This is a genomic window from Winogradskyella poriferorum (assembly GCF_050618035.1).
In the GTDB taxonomy this organism is placed as follows: Bacteria; Bacteroidota; Bacteroidia; order Flavobacteriales; family Flavobacteriaceae; genus Winogradskyella; species Winogradskyella poriferorum_A.
Genome location: NZ_JBODPY010000003.1, coordinates 307,158 through 327,448 on the forward strand (window position 1 = coordinate 307,158; position 20,291 = coordinate 327,448).

The window sequence follows — 20,291 nt, forward strand, 5'->3', positions numbered from 1 at the left end:
TTTTTTATTGAAGTCTACTCAATAATGCATCAAAATCAAGCGTTTCTTGGTCTCCTGTATTCATATCTTTTAAGGTGAACTTGTTGGAGTTTAATTCTTCCTCACCAACCAAAACAACAAATGGAATTTCGCGTCTATTGGCATAATTCATTTGCTTTTTCATTTTAGAACTATCTGGATACAATTCGGCCTTTACACCATTATTTCTCAACTTAGAAACAGCTTGTATACATGCCAAGGCTTCCTTTTCTCCAAAGTTTATAAAAAGCACTTTAGTGGAGTTAGCAATAGTTTTAGGGAAAGCATTCAACTCCTCGAGAACCAAATAAATACGGTCTAAACCAAAACTAATTCCAACACCGCTCATGTCCTTAAGACCAAAGTTTCCTGTAAGATCATCATAACGACCTCCACCACCAATAGAACCCATTTTTACACCTTCAGGAGCTACCACTTCGAAGATTGCACCTGTGTAATAGTTAAGGCCACGTGCTAGGGTAACATCTAATTGAAGCTTGGCTGTTTGTAATCCTAAACTGGTTAGTGTATCGTTTATAAATGCTAACTCTTCAATACCTTTTAAACCTATCTCAGAAATGGCTAAAATTGAATTTAAACTAGAAATTTGAGTACCAAAATCCCCTTTTAAATCAAAGAGGGGTTGCAATTTATCAATCCCTTCATGGGCAATACCTTTAGAGCGCATCTCTTCTTTGACACGGTCCTCTCCTATTTTATCGAGTTTATCTAAAGCTACCGTAAAGTCAATAAGCTTGTCTTGGGCACCTATCACTTCAGCAATCCCAGATAGAATTTTTCGATTGTTGATTTTAATGGTAGTCCCATTTAACCCTAAAGCCGTAAAGACCGCATCATAGAGTTGTATAAACTCAACTTCTTGAAACAATGATTTAGATCCAATAACATCGGCATCACATTGGTAGAATTCTCTAAAACGTCCTTTTTGAGGTCTATCCGCTCGCCAAACGGGTTGAACCTGGTAGCGCTTAAATGGGAAAGCGATGTCGTTTTGATGTTGTACAACGTAGCGTGCAAAAGGAACAGTAAGGTCGTAGCGTAAAGCTTTCTCACTTATTCTAGGCGTAAGGATTTTTTCAGATCGACTAGAATAATCATCTTCAGAAAGTTTCCTTAGATATTCCCCAGAATTAAGAATTTTAAAAATTAATCGATCCCCTTCTTCACCATATTTACCCATTAAGGTTTCTGAATTCTCAAAACTAGGTGTTTCGATTGGCTGAAATCCAAAAATCTCAAATTTAGACTTAATGGTATTTATAATGTAATTACGTTTTGCTACCTCTTCTGCATTAAAATCTCTTGTCCCTTTTGGAATACTCGGTTTTTGAGCCATCGTCTCGATTAATTTTTCACAAAAATATTATAAATTTTAAAGTCAAAACTAAGATATTTTGATTTTATAGTAACTTTATACTGTTTCAGTAGTCTTATTGTTTTAAACAACCTAACTATTAGAAAATTCCTATGTTTTCATTAGCAAGAGAAAATGTTAAAATCGCTTTTGGCTCCATTAAAAGTCAATTGCTGAGAACCATTTTAACGGTTTTAATTATTGCCATTGGTATTATGGCACTTGTGGGTATTTTAAGCGGTGTTTCGGCATTAGAAAATACCTTATCGAGTAACTTCTCTTCAATGGGATCTAATACCTTTAATATTCAGCGTTATGAATTTACAGCACAACGCCAAAGTAGTAGAGAACGACAAAAAGTAAATCCGGTAATAAGCTACAGAAATGTTAAGGAATTTGAAGAAAGTTATGACTATCCTTTTACAAGAGTGGCTGTAGTTTTTACAGGTACCGTAACTGCTGAAGTAAAATACGATAATACAAAAACAGATCCTGAGGTGATTATCTTAGGTGCCAACGAAAATTTTATTGAAAATTCTGGACTTGAAGTTGAAAATGGCAGATCACTTAACTTCTTTGATATTGAAAATAGTAATGCTGTAGCTGTTATTGGTAGCGATTTGCAAAAAGCGCTCTTCCCTGAAGAAAATCCAATTGATAAAGTTGTTAGTATTAGAGGTTCTAAGTTTAGAGTTATTGGTGTGCTAAAAGAAAAAGGTGCCACCTTTGGTAACAATCAAGATTTAAGAGCCATTATACCTATTCAAAAAGCACGATCTATATTTACCAATCCACGCATTAATTATGGGCTTAGTGTTAAAGTTGATAAGCAAGATATGCTACAAGCGGCTCAAGATGATGCTATACTCACTTTTAGAAATATAAGAGGACTTAATCCAGTCGAGGATAATGATTTTGGCATTGAGCGTAGTGATGACCTTTTAAATCGTGTGGCAGAAAATACGGCTGCACTTTATATTGCGGCTTGGATTATCAGTATTATTACCATATTCGGTTCTACCATAGCCTTAATGAATATTATGTTAGTCTCTGTAACAGAACGTACACGAGAAATTGGTGTTAGAAAAGCGCTTGGTGCCAAGCGCAGAACGATTGCCTTTCAGTTCTTTATGGAGACCATCATTATTGGTCAGTTAGGTGGGCTCATTGGTATTCTTCTCGGTATACTCATTGGTTGGGGTGTGGCCTCTGCATTTGGACTACAATTCTCAACACCTTGGGTTGCCATGATTTGGGCAACAAGTATTGCATTTATTGTTGCTGTAATTTCAGGACTTTATCCTGCAACCAAAGCAGCAAAATTAGATCCTATTGAATCTTTACGTTACGAGTAATAATGCTTAGCTTTTTACAACGTCTAAATGATTTCTTCAAAAATTTATTGTTAGAAGATGTGGATAAAACACAAGACGGTCCTTTACCCTATCACAAAGGCTTTAGAGCAAATAATTCTTATAAGAAGCACAAGGAAAAATTAAATCGCAAACGCAATTTAGAACAGCACGAGCAAAATAGAGGGTTTTAATTGTTCTGCCCAATGAGTGTTTGGAAATACTTAAAAAGTTCTCCTTTTGTAATATTGGCTCCTTGCTGTATTAATTGAAAGAGATCTTGATGCTTGTCTTCTGAATAGTCTTTCTTGGCATTAAAAAATTCAATGTCATCAGACAATAAATTATCTCTTAGCCACTGAAAGCCCTCTTTTGTAGTGAGGTCTGCTTTATTTTCTTTCAACTTTAAAGCAATTAGGTGCATCTTTTTGGCTTCGCACTTAAATAAATGCAATTGTTGTGGAGAAATATGTTCGAGATATTCGACTTTACTTAGAACACCATACCAGACTAAATCACTAAAAACATCAAGTTCTTGCTCCGCGGCTTCAGGCTTATTCTGCTTAATGTCTACCCACTCATCAGCCGTAATAGATTGTGTAGCTAAGAAATTTATAAACTCTTGGTGCAATTCTTCAAACTGTTCTTTTGTTAGTCTTGTATATTTCATGCTTTACTATTTTAATTTATGGCCTTAAAGGCTTCAAATGGTCGATCGGTTGCAATAATATCAATCCCATTATCTTTCCAAGAGGCATATAACACATCACCTCTGGCCTTTGCTTGTCGATCTAAGTTGCCCAGTGTACCCAACATGCACACTATATTATTATCGTGTAAACGCTCGTATAAAGATGGTGGTGATAAGCGTGTTCCTGTAAAGGCAACCATATTATCTACAGGAATATTAGCATTTAATAACCTATCGAACTCGTCATGGTTTCTTGCTGAAACAGATAACAATAATTCTGGTGCATATTTAAATGCCGATTTTGCCTGAGCAACATCATAGGTAATGAGTATACAATTATTTTGAGCTTTAGCATTTCTTATGGCATCAATAACTGCTTTTTGCGCTACACTTCTTTTTATATCCACAGTAAGAACCACATCATTTGCCTTAGCCCAATTAAGGACCTCCTTAAATAAAGGAATCTTATATGATGTTTCATTTCCAAAATCATCCACAAGATTAAAATTGTTTAATTCTTTATAGGTCATTTTACGCACTAAACCGCTCCCACTTGTTGTTCGGTTTATAGAATTATCGTGCATTAAAATCAACTTACCATCTTTAGTCTGTGCGATATCAATCTCGTAAATGGCCGGAATACTATCATTAATATATTTAATAGTTTCCAAACAGTTTTCTGGGTATTGATAAAGGTCTTTACCGCCTCTATGTACACTAATGTTAGGAATTTCAGAATTAGAAGCCCTAAAGCTATCAATCAGTTTAGATTTTGATACCGTTTCTTTTTCATTCGTCTTACAGGCAAAAACCAAAAGACCAATGAGCAAAATAACTTTAGATAATTTCATTACTATGGTATAAAAAAACCGCTTAGAAAAACTAAACGGTTTTAATTAAAATTATAGGTTTTATTAAGCTTCTGCTACTACCTCAAATGGTAAATCTACAGTAACTTCTCTGTGTAATCTAATTACAGCATTGTATTTTCCTAAACGCTTTACGTTACCACCAATAACATTGATGTATTTCTTTTCGATCTCATGACCTGCTTTTTGTAAAGCTGCAGCAACGTCGATATTGTTAACCGAACCGAAAAGTTTATCACCAGCACCTACTTTAGAAGCAATTTTAACTTCTAAACCAGAAAGCGCCTCAGCAACTGTTTTTGCGTCATCGATGATTTTCTTTTCTTTAAATGCTCTTTGTTTTAAAGTTTCAGCTAATACTTTTTTAGCTGAAGGCGTTGCCATAACAGCTTGCCCTTGAGGAATTAAATAATTTCTACCATAACCGTTCTTAACTGTTACAATATCGTCTTTAAATCCTAAATTCTCAACGTCTTGTTTTAATATAAGTTCCATTGTTATGATATTTTATTTTAATAAATCAGCAACATATGGCATTAAAGCTAGATGTCTAGCTCTTTTTACAGCCACAGATACTTTTCTCTGATACTTTAAAGACGTTCCTGTTAAACGTCTTGGTAATAATTTACCTTGCTCATTAACAAAGCTCAATAAGAAATCTGCATCTTTATAATCTACATATTTAATACCAGATTTTTTGAATCTACAGTACTTCTTTGCTTTAGTAGTCTCTATATTTAATGGTGTAAGATATCTAATCTCACCATCTTTTTTACCTTTTGCTTGTTGTTCTATTGATGACATAATTACGCTTTTTGTTTATTTCTTTCTCTTCTTTTCTCAGCCCAAGCAATTGCATGCTTGTCTAATTTTACAGTTAAATAACGCATAAAACGCTCGTCACGTCTAAACTCTACTTCTAAAGGCTGAATGGCCTCACCAGCTACCTGGTATTCAAATAAGTGATAGAAACCACTTTTTTTGTTTTGGATTGGATAAGCCAGCTTTTTTAAGCCCCAATCTTCCTTGGCTATCATCTTAGCACCTTTAGAAACAAGAAAATCTTCGTATTTCTTCACTGTTTCCTTTATCTGATCTTCAGATAAAACGGGATTTAAGATGAAAACAGTTTCATAATGATTCATAATAATTTATTTGTTTATAATTAAAACGGGTGCAAAAATACACATATTTTCTTATTTTGACAATGTTTTTACTACTAAAATATCGTGGATTTATACACAAAAAATTTTGTTAAAAATTACACTTTGTCGGTAAAATTTGTTTTTTAACCGAAATTATTGTACTATTGTCGATATCTTAACCTAATAAAATATTAATGTTATGACTTTAAACTGTGTAGTTGTTGATGATTCTGCGATTCAGCGTCTCTCTATAGTAAAGTTAATTGAGAACCATTCTTCACTTAACCTTATTGCAGAGTACAGCAGTGCGTTAGAAACAAAAAACGGTCTTAATACACATAAGGTTGATCTTATCTTTTTAGATATAGAGATGCCTGTATTAAACGGTTTTGAGCTATTAGATGTACTCAACAACAAACCCCAAATTATTTTTGTTACAGGTAAAACGGAATATGCTTTTAAAGCATTTAATTACGACGCTACCGACTATCTTCAAAAACCAATTACTAAAGAAAGATTTAATACGGCTGTTGAAAAAGCTATTGAGCAGCATAAATTAAAATTAGACTTTAACGAAACTGACGGCGAACACATTTTTGTGAAGAGTAACCTGAAGAAACGTAAAGTTTATATTAAGGATATTAAGTGGATTGAAGCATTAGGCGATTATGTTAAAGTCGTAACAGAAGAAAATAGCCTAGTCGTTTTATCTACTATGAAAGCTTTTGAAAAAGAATTACCAGAAGGAAAATTCTTGAGAATTCACAAATCTTACATTGTGAATTTGGATAAAATAGATCGCTTTAACAGTAAAAATGTTGAAGTTGGTGCTTATGAGATCCCATTGAGTCGAAATAAAAAGACGCAATTGGTGGACGCTTTAAATAATATGTAATTAATAGTTATCTATATTTAGAACTACTCTCACAGGCCTAAAGTCTTTTACAGCATTGAAGCTATTATGAATTTTCATAATGGCTTCTTTCGTTTTTGGTAAAGATTGATTTTGTGGAATTTTCACCAAAATGTTCTTATTGTATAGATTTCTTATTCTAGAGATTGGTGGAAATTCTGGTCCTAAGACATTAGCCTTAAAAACCTGCCTTAAAGATTTTGCAAACCAATCAGAAGCTAAATTAACCTTATTATAATCCTTATGCTTAAAGGTAATTTTAATAAGCCTAAAAATCGGTGGGTAGTGGTAATTGTATCGATCGTTCATTTGCTCCTTAAACATGTCCTCATAAGCATTGGTAGACACCTGTTGCAATATTCTGTGATGCGGATTATACGTTTGTATTAAAACCTTACCCCTCAAATCGGTTCGACCAGCGCGTCCTGCAACTTGAGCCATCAGTTGATAACTGCGCTCATGTGCTCTAAAATCAGGGAAATTAAGCAAGTTATCAGCATTCATAATTCCTACTAATTTCACATTCCTAAAGTCGAGACCTTTGGTCAGCATTTGTGTACCTACCAACACATCTATTTCCCCTTGCTCAAAGTTTGTAATAAGCTTTTCAAAACCAAATTTACCTCTTGTGGTATCCAAATCCATTCTAGCCACTTTGTGGTCTGGAAATAATACCTTCACCTCCTCCTCTATCTGTTCGGTACCAAAGCCTTTTGTATCTAAAGTTGCATTCCCACAAGCATCACAAGTTTTTGGCATTATTGTATTAAAGCCACAATAATGGCAACGTAACTGATCTCTATACTGGTGATATGTGAGGCTCACATCACAATTAGGACATTGCGGTGAGTGCCCGCAGGTAACACACTCTACAATTGGCGAAAAACCACGTCTATTCTGAAATAGAATGATTTGTTGTCCTTCTTCTAAAGCTAATGTCATTTCTTCTATCAAACGATCACTAAAATGACCTTTCATCCGCTTGCGTTTGTACTTATCTGCCAGGTCAACCAATTCAATATCTGGCATAAGCACATTATTGTAACGTGTCTTAAGTTCTACAAGACCATACTTCCCTTTAGTAGCATTAAAATAACTCTCTAAGCTTGGTGTTGCAGATCCTAAGAGGATCTTTGCCTTATGGTAATTCGCTAAAACAATGGCCGCATCTCTGGCGTGATAACGCGGTGCCGGATCAAACTGCTTAAAGGATTGCTCATGCTCTTCGTCAATGATTATTAATCCCAAATCACTAAATGGTAAAAGCATGGCTGAGCGTGCACCAACTATGAGCTGTGCCTTCGACTTTTGGCTCAGTAAATTATGCCATACCTCAACACGTTCATTACTGGAATATCTTGAATGAAATACGGCTACATGCTCACCAAAATAATGCTGTAATCGTTCTACCAATTGCGTTGTTAGTGCGATTTCTGGCAGTAAATACAGTACCTGCTTACCACTTTCAATCTGTTTTTTAATGAGGTTGACATAAATTTCAGTTTTTCCAGAAGAGGTCACACCATGAAGCAGCGTCACTGACTTTTCTTCAAAATGATGTTCTACAGTCACTAAAGCTTCTTCTTGCACAGCACTTAATTGTTTAATGTCTGAGGCACTATCTCCTTGATACTCGATGCGATCTTTTTGAATATGGAACTCCTCTAAAATGGCTTTATCTATCAAAGTTCTTATAATAGCCGATGAAGACCCGCTGGCTTTAGTGAGCTCAGCCACTTTTATAGGTACATTTTTTTGAGCCTCTAAAGTAAACAAGGTCAGGACTACTTCCCGCTGTTTTGGTGCTCGACTGAGCATCTCAAGGAGTTCTTGTAGCTTTTCTTCTGTTTTAAGACCTTGAGCCAGTTTTACGTAGCGCACTAACTTAGGTTGGTATTTTTCATAAATCTCCTCATGGAGCTTTAATATGCCCTTCTCTACCATCCCTTTTATCACCGGAAGCACACGCTTTTTATCCAAAATAGATATCACATCTTGAATTTTTAAGGAGGTTTGAAACTGAAGCGCTTCAAAAATTAAAAATTCATCATCTTTTAAATCAACATCTTTAACTAGGATCTCTGTATTTCTAGAAATTATGGTTTCACTTTCGAGAATTAATGCATTAGGCAATGCTGCACGCATCACTTCACCCACACTACACATGTAATAACTGGCAATCCATTCCCAATGTTTCAGCTGTGGCTCTGTAATTATTGGAGTTTCATCTAATATTTGATGAATGGTCTTCGCTTCATAAATTAAGGGCGGATTATTATGAATTCTATATGCTAATGCTGTATAAATTTTGTTTTTCCCAAAGGGAACAGCCACGCGCATACCAACTTTTATAAAGTCAGCTTCGGCTTCTGTTATATGGTAAGTAAAAGCGCGTTGAAGAGTTATTGGTAGTATGACATCTAAATAATACTCCACTATTTCACCTTCTGCCAATATTGGGTTTTATAAAAAAAGGCAACATAACCTCTAACCTGCAAGGTCCCAGGTTCTTCTCCAAGTTTTAGTCGGCATTTATATATTTTGCCATTACTAGGATTTAATATGGTGCCACCTTCATAAACATCATCATCTTTCTCTAAACCATCAATGATTTTCATTCCAAGAATCGGTTTGTTTTTATTTTCATCCTCGCACTTATCACACAAAGCATTTTTACGACTTGGATTTAGTATTTCTACTATTTTCCCGTAGACTTTTCCATTCTCTTCGTAGATATTGACTATTGATTTTTCCTCACCAGTTTCATCGTCGATAGTTTTCCATTTTCCAAAAATATCTTGAGAGAAACCAAAGTTTAATCCAAAAAGAATGAGTATAGCAACTAAAATTTTATTCATTTTTTAAATTTATTTTTTGTAATCTCCTTAGGGTCGCATTGAGCTCATAACCCAACAATAAGATATTAGCATTAAGCCATAGGTAAAGTAATAAGATTAATAAGGCACCAATGGAGCCATAAAGCTTATTATACTGAGAGAAATTCTCTATATAAATACCAAATAAATACGATGTTAGTATAATTAATAAGGTTGTTAGTAGGGCTCCGATTGAAAAAAAACGTGTATGTCTACCCTCTTTAGTTCCAAAATAATATAAGGTCGCTGTAGCCAAGTAGACCATTAGAATAAAGAAAAGGTATTTCACCACAGCAATCCACTGGTCCGAAGTCCCTTTTTGGGTATCTAAAGCATCATTGAGCGGTGTGATAATATAAATCTGGGTGTAACCAAAAAACGCGACGGTTAGTAATACTAAAACGACTAAGATTAAAGACACTCCGAAAGCATAGAGATACTGCTGAAAAACATTCCGTGTTAATTGCTCATGGTAAGAGTATTCAAATCCCGAAAAGACCGCACTTACACCATTGGCCATTAAAAACATGGACAATAAAAATATGGAAGAAATTAACCCTGCACCTCCACTGCCACTAATGTTCTCAAAAATATTGGAGAAGAAAAATTCGGACGTTTGAGGTGGTAAAAAGGAATTTAGAAAATCTAGGAACTCCGTTTCAAATCCCGTTATTGGGATATAGGGCATTAGAATAATAACAAATAACAAAAAAGGGAAAATTGCCGTAAAGAAACTAAAGGCAATGGCACTCGCACGAGTAGTTAAAGCACCTTTTACAATACCCATAAGATAAAGCTCTAATAAATCATATACAGAAAGCCCTTCAAATCCTGGTAGCCTTATTTTTTTAAAAAAGCGCACCAGAAGATTGAGAATAGGAATTTTATCTAACTTATCTTCTATATGTTTGGTCATGCAAAGATTTTAAACGGCCTTTAGACTCAAATCCATATTGTAAACTGAATGCGTCAAAGCACCAGACGAAATATAATCTACACCACATTCTGCATACTTTCGGACTGTATGCTCGTTAATTCCACCTGAGGACTCTGTAAGGCATTGGTCTCCAATTAATTTAACCGCCTTTCTTGTATCCTCGTAATTAAAATTATCGATAAGAATTCGATATACACCACCGCAGTCTAAAATTTCTTTAATTTCTTCAAGGTTACGTGCCTCAACAATAATCTTTAGATCGCGCTTAGTATCCTTAAGGTATTGCTTAGTAAGATCAATGGCCTTGGCGACGCCACCAGCAAAATCGATATGATTATCCTTAAGCATTATCATATCATAAAGGGCAAATCTGTGATTTTCACCACCTCCAATTTTTACAGCCCATTTCTCTAATGCTCTAATGCCAGGTGTTGTTTTGCGCGTATCTAATATTTTGGTTCCAGTGCCTTCTAGAAGGTCTACAAATTTCTTCGTTTTAGTGGCAATCGCACTCATACGTTGCATGGCATTGAGTATTAAACGCTCAGCCTTTAATATAGATTGTGAAGCCCCTTCAACATAAAAGGCAATATCACCATGCTTCACTTCACTTCCATCTTCAATTAAGGTTTCAACGGTCATAGCGACATCTACATAAGCAAAGACCTTTTTGGCAAATTCCACACCAGCAATAACACCATCATCTTTTACCAAAAGTTTGGCTTTACCCTTTGCGCTTGCTGGTATACAAGCTAAGGAACTGTGATCACCATCACCAACGTCTTCACGTATGGCATTTGCTATAATAAGTGCTATCTCTTTGTCAAATTGTTCTTGTGAAATCATGTATGGATATTTATTGTAAAAATAGGGATTGCAAGATTAATAAATAAAAAAAGACGATACCTTCTTTTAAAAAGTATAACTTTGAAATCATGACCATCAAACTCCTCGCCATCGGTAAAACCGACAATTCTAATCTGCAATCCCTTATTGCGGACTATCAAAAGCGATTAGGGCATTACATTCGGTTTGAATTTGAGATTATTCCAGATATAAAAAACGCTAAAAACCTCAACGAAAATCAGCAAAAAGAGAAAGAAGGTCAACTGATATTAAGCAAAACACAGAAGTCTGATGTTTTAATCTTATTAGATGAAAACGGCAAGCAAATGGACTCAGTAGCGTTTGCCAATTATCTACAAAAGCACTTAAATTCTGGGATTAAAAATTTGATTTTTGTAATTGGTGGTCCTTATGGATTTTCTGAGGAAGTTTACCAACGTGCCAATGGTAAATTGGGCTTGTCTAAAATGACGTTCTCACACCAAATGGTACGCTTATTCTTTATTGAGCAATTATACAGAGGGTTTACTATTTTGAAGAACGAACCCTATCATCATAGATAGTAGTAAACCCTCTGGTATAATTAAACGCCGTAATGCGTTTTATAAATAATTAATGTGTTTTAAATACTTCTTTGCGCTTTTTTAATTGACGCGTTAAATCACTAATAGTTTCGTTAACGGCTAACTCATAATCTCTTTCATTTGAAGTCGCAAATATACGCGGTCCTGGTAGGCTCAATTCTATATTACATATCTTACCAGCATCGTGGTCTTTATCATCGTGTTTAATATAGACCTGCGCTGAAATTAGAAACTCAAATTTGTCTGCTAATTTCTCTAATTTCTCTGTGATAAACTCAGATAAGGTATCACTTACATGCGTATTTACATATTGAAAATTTACCGTCATAATTCTACTTGTTTTAATTAATAATTCCTATCTCTAAGATACGATTTTAGACAAGACTCATAACTGATAATTATCATAAATAATCGCTAAAATATTTCATGCCTGAAAGTTATAAAGTGAAGCTTCGTCTATTATTCTATTAATACACTAACTATGGAAAATCAAATCACTAAAGACCTTATAATATTTGATGGCGAATGCAACCTTTGTAACGGTGTTGTTGGTTGGTTACTAAAGTTTGCACCTGAGGATTTATTTCAATTTGTGGCCTTTCAATCTCGCTATGGTCAACAACTACTTCGACAACATGGTTTTCCGACTGAGCAATTAGATACGGTAATACTAATTGATGAACATGGTGTAAAAACCCATTCAGATGGCTTTTTAAAAATCATATCTAAAATCCCTAAATGGAAACGTGTTGCGGCATTACTTGCCTTTATTCCAAGGATGATTAGAGATTACATATACAAAACAGCTTCAAAAAACCGTGTAAAGTGGTTTGGTAAATCTAGAAGTTGCACGATTGATTTTAATTAAGCCTTTGGTAAGGCAAAACCACATTGCGAGCAATATTTGGCCTCTGGGCTATTGTCCTTTCCGCAATTGGCACATATAATTTTAGTAGGTATAATTTTCTTTGTTGATTTTGGTTTTACCTGTGGCTTTGTTTTAGGCCGAAGTGCGCGAACTACAAAAAATACAATCAAACCTAAGATGACGAAGAAGAATACAAAAAAGGCAATGCGTCCTATGACGTAACCTATTGCATAACCTTTTTTAAAGGCTTGCTGTTCGGGTTGTAGGTCTTCAACACTTAGCGAAGCCTCTTCAGGACGCACCTCTAAGGCCAGGGAATTAAAAAACGTATCCTTCAGTTCTGTAAACACAAGTTCATCCGTCTTTTTGGGCATAAACTCAGCACTAATATTAAAAGGCTGTTTATAAACAAATCGCTTAAACAATAAACTCGGTAATTCTGGATTCACTACTCCAGAAATTCGGGCATCCATAGCTTTTTTACCATCGATGATAAGATTTTCTTTAAAGGTTACTTTTCCACCAGTAGCATTCTCTACACCTTCAAGATTACCTGCATAATATTCATCTAGGTTATTTTCAATTTCCGACGCATAGCGCTCATCGATTTGAACAATGGTCAAAAAATAATAAGCATCATCATTCTCTACTTTGTAAACCAGTGTTCCGTCCTGATCATAGATTTCTGCATCCTCAGGAAAGTCAATGGTTCCAACACCAGGAATTATAGTTTTTACCCAATCTTGCGCCAAGCAGAATTGGCTAAAAAGAATAAACAAAAGCGCAATCTTCCTCATACTATTCAAAAACGATATCATCTATATAGATTTTATGTGGTGATCCATAGGCATTGGCAAACAGCACAAAACCAGACCTAATACAGCTTAGATTTGTTCGTTTTAGTTTAATCGTAAACTTTCTCCATTTAGAATCTAGGGCAATTTCCTTGGCTTCGATAGCCGAATCTGGATAGGTCTTATCCTTTCCAATTAGACCAAAACCAATCTTAGCACTCACGCCTCCAAAATCTGACTTCGCCCAAAAACTGAAGGTCTTGGCACCACTAATATCATAACCACCCAAAATATCGCCCCAATCATTTGCAGGATCTACCAATCCGATTCCATACCAACCACTGCGCTCTTTGTAGTGGATGAGCATTGAGGTCTCACCAGAATACTTTTCGGCCTTATGATTTAAATCTATTTCCAATGCTTCATAATTTCCCATATACGCTGACGGGAAATAAGGCACATCGATATCATCCTTATACACATAAAAGGGTAATTCTACCTTCGGCACTAAAAACTGTTTTGAAGCGACTATTGCATCTGTAACTTTAATGGATGTAGATGCAATTCCCATATTGTTAAAAGCATCTTTTACAAAAGCATAGACCTTAATACCACCATCTACTTTGGGCAGTTGTATCTCAAACCCATCTTCTAAATTACCTCTAGACTGCAAGGGTAAGATTTGATTTCTGTAACGTCTGCTTCCAACACGATGGTTGTACCCAAAACTAACTTCTAAGTCATCATTTTCCTTATCTAAAACCTTTAGCGTTACAGGTATCCATTCACCACTTGCTATGGTTTTATCAGGCAATGCTAAAGCATTTATTTCTGGCACGTAGTTATCTGGCAACTTACCTGTATAGGCTTCTCTAATCGCCCAATATTGTGGTCTATAACTACCTCTAAAATGCGTCATCAACCACACACCTCCAAAGTCCAATCCGTTGTTGTAATGAAATACATAAACACCTAAACATTTGGACTTACCGACTATCCAATCACCATAACCCTTAGCGATGGCATCATACTTTTGCTGATCATTAGGCTCTATCTTAATACCATTCTTATCCTCAGTGGCATCCCACTCACCCATGGGTCCGAACTCAGTAATCACATAAGGCTTATCAATATTGCGTTTTTCCATTTCTTCTTGTAGAAAATTGGCTCCTGCACCATAGGTGTTTAGCCCATAAATATCTAAAGACGGTACGTGTGCTTTCCACCAGTCCATACCAAAGGTCCAGGCTTCCGTAGACGAAATAGGATGATTCGTATCTATTTTTTTAATGGCACTGCAAACACGCTCCAAAAATTTAGAATAGACCAATTTCTCTTCATCTGTAGCCATATTGAGATACACCTCATTACCAATGCCCCAAGCTAGGGTTGCTGGATGCTCTTTGTATTGATTAACCACGCGTATGGCATTATTGTACTGCTCTTCAATACCTTTTTTATTGGTGAGGTAGTCAAAACTATCGTCATCTTCCATACCTGGTCTACCATGGCGCATCCAAATACCTACCATAACCTTTATGCCATTGGCATGGGCCACATCCATAAGCTTCGGCGTATTTTCTCCTGTTGCCCATAGCCTTATGGTATTAACGCCTAAGGACTTTAAATCTTTAAAATAAGTATCATAGTTCTCAACATCCTTGTCGTAACCCCAAGTTGCGCCTTTTACCTCAAAAGGTTCGCCATCTACTTTAAGTACCCATTGATCGTCTATCTTTTCTACAGTGGTTTGTGCAAAGGACACTAAAGACCATAAAAAGCAAAAAACAAGATATCGCATAGCAAATTTTTTGTGTTAGGTAAAGCTACCCATTTTTTATCGCTTAACCGAATTAAAACCTATCTTTGAAGCTCGTTTTAACATGCCATTATGCAACTTGTTTTTGCCACCAATAATCCCAACAAAATAAAAGAAGTCCAAGCACTGGTCCCATCTCATATAAAGCTATTGAGTTTAGGTGATATTAAGTGTACGGAAGAATTACCAGAGACTACAGGCACCATAGAAGGCAATGCCAAGCAAAAGGCCGATTATATTAAAACGCACTATGGTTACGATTGCTTTGCAGACGATACAGGTTTGGAAGTGGACGCTTTAGATGGTGAGCCTGGTGTAGATACAGCTTTCTATGCAGGACCACAGCGTAATGCCGATGCTAATATGGCCAAGCTTCTGAAAAATTTAGAGGATAAAGACAACCGTAATGCCCACTTTAAAACGGTAATTGCACTGCATCTCAATGACGAATACCACGAATTTACAGGCATTTGTAAAGGCAGTATCACTACCGAAAAACAAGGCAAGGATGGTTTTGGCTACGATCCTGTGTTTAAGGCCAAAGGCTACGACCGCACATTTGCTGAGATTACTTTAGAAGAAAAGAATAAAATTGGTCATAGAGGCAAAGCCGTTCAACAATTGATTGAATTATTGGATAAACTCTGAGACTCCTGCCAGCGCAGGAATTAGTTAATTGTTTAAGTTGTCTAGCGGACTTTTAATCTTTGAGATGCTACGAGGTGTCACCTTGGTATAAATCTGTGTGGTTTTAATAGAATTATGGCCTAATAATTCTTGAATGAAACGCATATCTGCACCAGCTTCTAGCAAGTGCGTGGCATAACTGTGACGCAAACCATGAATACCAATTTCCTTTTTTATACCAGCTTTTACCAAAGCTTTTTTAAACACCTGTTGCAAGCTAGACTTTGCGTAGGAACCACCATGCTGACCTTCTAACAAAAATTCCTTGGGTTTATATGTGACATAGTATTGGCGAAGTCCTGGTAAAATACTTTTTGGTAATGGCACGTAACGGTCTTTTTTACCTTTTCCTCCACGTACATGCACCACCATGCGTTTACTGTCTATATCCTTTATTTTAAGTGCTATAACTTCGGAAACTCTTAAGCCCATACCATAGCACAATTGCAGGGCAATTTTATGTTTTTGGTTGGTAGTTACATTAAATAGTTTTTTAACCTCAGATTTACTGAGCATCTTTGGGAGCGTTAAGGGTTTTTTGGGCCTTGGAATATCAAAAAACATTTTTGGCCTGTGTAATACTTGCTCAAAAAAGAATTTTATGGCATTGATTTTACCATTCATTTTACGCTCACTCATCTTTTCTACCTTAATGCAGTACAGAAAATAATCCTAGTGGTATTGCAGAATGTAAGAATATTACTATTTTTAAAATGAATAGCGTAAATACAGACCTATTTACGTGTTATGTGGCATTAAATCCTCATACCACTTTTAGTTTCAATTTTTCGTATGTAATAAATGGTACTATTTTCTTTTGGTCTAATTCGGGCTGTAAATAACCACCACATCAATTTTAACAAATTAACGTATTCCCAACCACCCATAGTACCATTCCTATCTTCAAAGTATAGTTTAAGCTTCATATTAATAACGCCACATAACAAAGGCTATACGTAATACCTTCCTGTGGTCTTTGTTTAATTTTAACGTATGATTTAATCGGCACATACGCATAGCCGTAATCCGTTATATGCAAGCCTATAAAAAATATGGTTACATCCATAACTTAATGAATTCTTGACAAAACAAATTTTAATAATTGAATAATTCTTTTTATTAATTGATGTTTGTATTTTTGTTTAAAATTTACTAAATCTATTTAAACAGAATGCATAGGATAGAGCATATAGAAAAAGAGGTTCAAATCTTAAGAAGGGAGTTGCAAAACCACATTTTATATAAAAATTTAAATACTATTGAAGATATAAAGGTATTTATGGAAAATCACGTCTATGCTGTTTGGGACTTTATGTCATTATTAAAATCACTTCAAATTACGTTGACAAATGTTGAAGTTCCTTGGACACCTGCGAAAAACCCAACTATTTCAAGATTCATAAATGAAATTGTACATGGAGAAGAAAGTGACATTAATGAATTAGGAGAACCAAAAAGTCATTTTGAAATGTATTTGGATGCTATGAGGCAAATCAATGCAGACACAAATGGAGTTGATCGTTTCATAAAGTTGATGGAAGCAGGTTATCCTCTGAACTATTCCTTAAATGAGACTGCAATTGATGAAAGAGTGAAAGACTTCGTAAAATTCACCTTTTCTGTAATAAACACGAATAAACCTTACCTTGTTGCTTCTGCATTTACATTCGGACGTGAAGACCTTATACCCGATATGTTTATTGAAATTCTCAAAAAGGCTGATTCCGAAAACTTAAAATACAACAAACTAACCTACTATCTTCAAAGGCATATCGAGTTAGATGGGGACGAACACGGTCCGTTATCCCTTGAAATGATTTCTGAATTATGTGGTAATGATAGTGCAAAATGGGCGGAAGCTTTAGTAGTTGCAAAACAATCTTTAGAAAAGAGAATTTCTCTTTGGGGTGCAATCAATGACATCATTCAAAAGAAACAGCCAGCATATAACAACGTATATAATTAATTACTAGATCAGGGCCGGCTTACGAAAATTAGACTGGAATTTTCTATCTGTGATTTGTTTGATAGCATAGTTGCTTAACCACGTAACTAATCATACACATAACCGTTGTGCTTCATTATTTCTCACTCAAACGGAATTAAATAAATATTCTAACTTTAGAGAAATATCCAACCAATGATAAAATTCTTTCGAAAAATTAGACAAAAATTACTAGCAGAAAATAAGTTCAGTAAATATCTTTTTTATGCAGTTGGAGAAATTGTATTAGTTGTTATTGGAATCTTAATTGCTCTACAAATTAATAATCGCAACGAAGCAAGAAAAGACAGAAACTATGAAACTAAAATGCTAACAGAAATAAGCTCATCATTAAAAAATGATGTTGTGTACTTTAAAGAAATGATAAAAACATTTGATGATTTATATGACACCTCTGACTATTTTATGGAGTTAAGTAAGAAAAACGAAATGTATCATGATTCATTATTTGGAAAAGTTTTCGATTTGAATAATGATATACTTTATCAATTTAATTCTGGACCATATGAAGCATTAAAATCTACTGGAATTGACAAAATATCAAACGATACTCTTCGGAATCAAATAACCAATTTATTTGACTTTGATTTACCTATACTAGGAAATAATATTGAACACATTACAAGAAATCATCAAAAAAATATTGAGTCAATGCTAGAATTATTTGGTGATCGCCATATAGATGATTCAAGAGGACGAAATTTCGTAGGCTGGGTAGATGTACCTGAAGATCTATTTCAAAGTCAAGGTTTTTTGCAACTTCTTGCTGGAGTAAGTTGGAGAGCTCGTAATGCAGGGCAACAACTAAAATTAGCATTACCAGGAATTGAACAAACTATTGAAAATATTGATAAAGAAATTAAGAAATAACGAAAGTACAACAACGTGTATAATCCATTGCATATCATCGATAATCCCAATTCAAAATTTTATTAACTTATATCGTGTTGATTCCTACTCCGAATATTCCTCGGAATAATCTCCGCAACGGAATCATACACGAAACCGTTAGCTGTAATTTAACCGAAACCCCAGAAAACATTGAGCAAAAGAATCTCTAATTATAAATCAAAATGGAATACTTTTTTTGAAAATTGGTTGAATTCCCCACAGGAAGTATTTGAAAACGATATTTGGGGCAAAGGACATACTGGAAAAGGAAAAACGGAATTGGACCCCTTCAGTTTGCCACAACCATATTTGGGAAATCCTAATGATTGTTCAGTAATCACATTAAATTTAAATCCTGGACCAACCAGTGATTTGCGAATTTATAAAGACGGAATGCTCGTTAAGAAATTCAGTGATAGCGAGAACTATTTTGAATATGCAAAGAGTTTTCCACAAATGAATCTGGAAAACCACCCAAGTAGATTTTGGATTAAACAATTCAAATGGATAGATAGTATTATTGGTAGCGACATCAAACATAAACTACCTTTTGCCATTGAAATTTGTCCGTGGCACTCTAAAAAATGGAAGGCGTTAAAAAAGATTTCTCCCGAACTGAATACATATATTAGAGAAAATGTATTTGATATTATAAGTGAGGCTATTCATTGTTCAGCTATTAAAACTGTTTTATCAGTAGGCAAAACCTATTATGATTTGTTTGGTTTAGAGAGTTTAGGCTTCAAAAAACTGATTGACGTTACGCCTGAAAATTATTTAAATATCAACGGTTTGGAATGGCCAATGAATAAGAAAGGACAACTCTCAAAAAGATATTTTTCAATTTGGGAGCATAAAGAAACTGGAATTATGTATTTCAATACATATTCACTTGGTTCAAATACGCCACCTTCCGACAAATGGAATGATATACAAGATTATTTATTAAAAAACTACAGCTAACAACGTGTATAGCTCATTGCGGTGGAATTCACCACAGGCGAATTCCTTGCAATTTGCTATCTTTCGGTTACGGCGGAAAAGTCCGTTGGACATTTTCCGCAACGAAATCATAGCGAAACCGTTGTGTGTAATGTAAACCGGCCGAGAAAATATGAATTTGAACCAAATAACAGTACCCTCATTGGATTTGACAAAATCAATCCCTTTTTATGAAAAATTGGGACTTAAATTAATAGTAAAATCTCTTCCTCATTACGCTCGATTTGAATGCCCAAATGGAACCTCGACTTTCTCAATTCATCAAACTGACGAACTACCAAAAGGAGACGGAATCTATGTGTATTTTGAATGTACAAACCTTGACGAGCAAGTTGAAAAAATAAAAAGTAAAGGAATTGTATTTGACCAAGAACCAACTGACCAAAGATGGTTATGGAGAGAAGCAAGATTAAAAGATGTTGACGGAAATCAACTGATATTATTTTATGGTGGAGAAAATCGACTGAATCCGCCTTGGCGAATAGAAAATGGAAACAAAATTGAATAAAACACTACACACAACAATGTATAACCGCAATTACGGCGGATTCGACTGCGTCCGAATCCACTCGGAATTGCTAACGTCTGTGCTTAACCGAAAAATTTACGTATTTTAACC

General features: G+C 35.1%; 25 protein-coding genes. 10 read left to right on the forward strand and 15 right to left on the reverse strand.

Annotated elements, in window-relative coordinates; all coding sequences use genetic code 11:
• Positions 1-4 precede the first annotated feature (4 nt).
• Positions 5-1,375 carry a histidine--tRNA ligase gene (hisS, locus tag ACRHOC_RS08740; protein WP_431158225.1) on the reverse strand — a complete coding sequence of 457 codons (1,371 nt, stop codon included), beginning with the start codon at positions 1,373-1,375 and terminating at the stop codon, positions 5-7.
• Between the two features lie 131 nt (positions 1,376-1,506).
• Between hisS and ACRHOC_RS08745 the strand changes: the two genes are divergently transcribed.
• Positions 1,507-2,748 carry an ABC transporter permease gene (locus tag ACRHOC_RS08745; RefSeq protein WP_431158226.1) on the forward strand — a complete coding sequence of 414 codons (1,242 nt, stop codon included), beginning with the start codon at positions 1,507-1,509 and terminating at the stop codon, positions 2,746-2,748.
• A 2-nt stretch (positions 2,749-2,750) separates the two neighbouring features.
• Positions 2,751-2,939: a hypothetical protein gene (locus ACRHOC_RS08750; RefSeq protein WP_431158227.1), complete on the forward strand. Its 189-nt coding sequence runs from the start codon at positions 2,751-2,753 to the stop codon at positions 2,937-2,939.
• Here ACRHOC_RS08750 and ACRHOC_RS08755 read toward each other — a convergent pair.
• The 5 genes from ACRHOC_RS08755 to rpsF all read right to left on the reverse strand — a co-directional run bounded on the left by ACRHOC_RS08755 (position 2,936) and on the right by rpsF (position 5,450).
• On the reverse strand, positions 2,936-3,415 hold the full coding sequence (locus ACRHOC_RS08755; protein ID WP_431158228.1) for a DUF6495 family protein: 480 nt from the start codon (positions 3,413-3,415) through the stop codon (positions 2,936-2,938). The genes ACRHOC_RS08750 and ACRHOC_RS08755 overlap by 4 nt on opposite strands.
• Before the next feature lie 11 nt (positions 3,416-3,426).
• Positions 3,427-4,287 carry a glycerophosphodiester phosphodiesterase family protein gene (locus tag ACRHOC_RS08760; RefSeq protein WP_431158229.1) on the reverse strand — a complete coding sequence of 287 codons (861 nt, stop codon included), beginning with the start codon at positions 4,285-4,287 and terminating at the stop codon, positions 3,427-3,429.
• 63 nt (positions 4,288-4,350) lie between these two features.
• Positions 4,351-4,800, reverse strand: a complete 450-nt coding sequence (gene rplI / locus ACRHOC_RS08765) for a 50S ribosomal protein L9 (protein ID WP_431158230.1) — start codon at positions 4,798-4,800, stop codon at positions 4,351-4,353.
• 12 nt (positions 4,801-4,812) lie between these two features.
• Positions 4,813-5,112: a 30S ribosomal protein S18 gene (gene rpsR / locus ACRHOC_RS08770; RefSeq protein WP_431158434.1), complete on the reverse strand. Its 300-nt coding sequence runs from the start codon at positions 5,110-5,112 to the stop codon at positions 4,813-4,815.
• Entirely contained in the window at positions 5,112-5,450 is a 339-nt protein-coding gene (gene rpsF, locus ACRHOC_RS08775) for a 30S ribosomal protein S6 (protein ID WP_431158231.1), read from the reverse strand. The genes rpsR and rpsF overlap by 1 nt, the downstream gene beginning before the upstream one ends.
• 199 nt (positions 5,451-5,649) lie before the next feature.
• Between rpsF and ACRHOC_RS08780 the strand changes: the two genes are divergently transcribed.
• Complete coding sequence (locus ACRHOC_RS08780) at positions 5,650-6,345, forward strand: LytR/AlgR family response regulator transcription factor (RefSeq protein ID WP_076620930.1); 696 nt, start codon at positions 5,650-5,652, stop codon at positions 6,343-6,345.
• On the opposite strand, the gene priA is transcribed toward ACRHOC_RS08780, so the two are convergent.
• From priA to nadC, 4 genes are read right to left on the reverse strand one after another with little or no spacing between them, the layout of a single operon-like run.
• The gene (priA, locus tag ACRHOC_RS08785) at positions 6,346-8,799 is read right to left on the reverse strand and encodes a replication restart helicase PriA (protein ID WP_431158435.1); all 2,454 of its coding nucleotides are present in this window, start codon (positions 8,797-8,799) and stop codon (positions 6,346-6,348) included.
• Entirely contained in the window at positions 8,799-9,221 is a 423-nt protein-coding gene (locus ACRHOC_RS08790; RefSeq protein WP_431158232.1) for a DUF2147 domain-containing protein, read from the reverse strand. Before ACRHOC_RS08790 ends, priA begins: the two co-directional genes overlap by 1 nt.
• Positions 9,214-10,155: a YihY/virulence factor BrkB family protein gene (locus ACRHOC_RS08795; RefSeq protein WP_431158233.1), complete on the reverse strand. Its 942-nt coding sequence runs from the start codon at positions 10,153-10,155 to the stop codon at positions 9,214-9,216. Before ACRHOC_RS08795 ends, ACRHOC_RS08790 begins: the two co-directional genes overlap by 8 nt.
• 9 nt (positions 10,156-10,164) lie before the next feature.
• Positions 10,165-11,022, reverse strand: a complete 858-nt coding sequence (gene nadC, locus ACRHOC_RS08800; protein WP_431158234.1) for a carboxylating nicotinate-nucleotide diphosphorylase — start codon at positions 11,020-11,022, stop codon at positions 10,165-10,167.
• An 89-nt stretch (positions 11,023-11,111) separates the two neighbouring features.
• Here nadC and rlmH point away from each other — a divergent pair, with 89 nt between their 5' ends.
• Positions 11,112-11,585: a 23S rRNA (pseudouridine(1915)-N(3))-methyltransferase RlmH gene (gene rlmH / locus ACRHOC_RS08805; protein ID WP_431158235.1), complete on the forward strand. Its 474-nt coding sequence runs from the start codon at positions 11,112-11,114 to the stop codon at positions 11,583-11,585.
• 49 nt (positions 11,586-11,634) lie between these two features.
• Here rlmH and hpf read toward each other — a convergent pair whose 3' ends face one another.
• Positions 11,635-11,934, reverse strand: a complete 300-nt coding sequence (hpf, locus tag ACRHOC_RS08810) for a ribosome hibernation-promoting factor, HPF/YfiA family (protein ID WP_431158236.1) — start codon at positions 11,932-11,934, stop codon at positions 11,635-11,637.
• A gap of 153 nt (positions 11,935-12,087) precedes the next feature.
• On the opposite strand from hpf, the gene ACRHOC_RS08815 reads away from it, so the two are divergent.
• Positions 12,088-12,474: a thiol-disulfide oxidoreductase DCC family protein gene (locus tag ACRHOC_RS08815; RefSeq protein ID WP_431158237.1), complete on the forward strand. Its 387-nt coding sequence runs from the start codon at positions 12,088-12,090 to the stop codon at positions 12,472-12,474.
• On the opposite strand, the gene ACRHOC_RS08820 is transcribed toward ACRHOC_RS08815, so the two are convergent.
• Both ACRHOC_RS08820 and ACRHOC_RS08825 read right to left on the reverse strand, forming a co-directional pair.
• Positions 12,471-13,271 carry a zinc ribbon domain-containing protein gene (locus ACRHOC_RS08820; RefSeq protein WP_431158238.1) on the reverse strand — a complete coding sequence of 267 codons (801 nt, stop codon included), beginning with the start codon at positions 13,269-13,271 and terminating at the stop codon, positions 12,471-12,473. The genes ACRHOC_RS08815 and ACRHOC_RS08820 overlap by 4 nt on opposite strands.
• A 1-nt stretch (position 13,272) precedes the next feature.
• Entirely contained in the window at positions 13,273-15,069 is a 1,797-nt protein-coding gene (locus ACRHOC_RS08825) for a glycoside hydrolase family 2 TIM barrel-domain containing protein (RefSeq protein ID WP_431158239.1), read from the reverse strand.
• Between the two features lie 90 nt (positions 15,070-15,159).
• Here ACRHOC_RS08825 and ACRHOC_RS08830 point away from each other — a divergent pair, with 90 nt between their 5' ends.
• Positions 15,160-15,735 (forward strand): non-canonical purine NTP diphosphatase, encoded by a 576-nt coding sequence (locus tag ACRHOC_RS08830; protein ID WP_431158240.1) that lies wholly within the window; start codon positions 15,160-15,162, stop codon positions 15,733-15,735.
• 24 nt (positions 15,736-15,759) lie between these two features.
• On the opposite strand, the gene ACRHOC_RS08835 is transcribed toward ACRHOC_RS08830, so the two are convergent.
• Together ACRHOC_RS08835 and ACRHOC_RS08840 are read right to left on the reverse strand one after the other, a co-directional pair.
• On the reverse strand, positions 15,760-16,413 hold the full coding sequence (locus ACRHOC_RS08835) for a tyrosine-type recombinase/integrase (RefSeq protein ID WP_431158241.1): 654 nt from the start codon (positions 16,411-16,413) through the stop codon (positions 15,760-15,762).
• A gap of 116 nt (positions 16,414-16,529) precedes the next feature.
• The gene (locus ACRHOC_RS08840) at positions 16,530-16,700 is read right to left on the reverse strand and encodes a hypothetical protein (RefSeq protein ID WP_431158242.1); all 171 of its coding nucleotides are present in this window, start codon (positions 16,698-16,700) and stop codon (positions 16,530-16,532) included.
• Positions 16,701-16,945: 245 nt separating this feature from the next.
• Here ACRHOC_RS08840 and ACRHOC_RS08845 point away from each other — a divergent pair, with 245 nt between their 5' ends.
• The 4 genes from ACRHOC_RS08845 (at position 16,946) to ACRHOC_RS08860 (ending at position 20,180) form a co-directional block, all read left to right on the forward strand.
• Positions 16,946-17,740, forward strand: coding sequence for a DUF3050 domain-containing protein (locus ACRHOC_RS08845; RefSeq protein WP_431158243.1), 795 nt, complete (start codon positions 16,946-16,948; stop codon positions 17,738-17,740).
• A gap of 174 nt (positions 17,741-17,914) precedes the next feature.
• Positions 17,915-18,649: a DUF6090 family protein gene (locus ACRHOC_RS08850; protein ID WP_431158244.1), complete on the forward strand. Its 735-nt coding sequence runs from the start codon at positions 17,915-17,917 to the stop codon at positions 18,647-18,649.
• A 171-nt stretch (positions 18,650-18,820) separates the two neighbouring features.
• Positions 18,821-19,633, forward strand: coding sequence for a hypothetical protein (locus tag ACRHOC_RS08855; protein ID WP_431158245.1), 813 nt, complete (start codon positions 18,821-18,823; stop codon positions 19,631-19,633).
• A gap of 151 nt (positions 19,634-19,784) precedes the next feature.
• Positions 19,785-20,180 carry a VOC family protein gene (locus tag ACRHOC_RS08860; RefSeq protein WP_431158246.1) on the forward strand — a complete coding sequence of 132 codons (396 nt, stop codon included), beginning with the start codon at positions 19,785-19,787 and terminating at the stop codon, positions 20,178-20,180.
• The last annotated feature ends 111 nt before the right edge of the window (positions 20,181-20,291 follow it).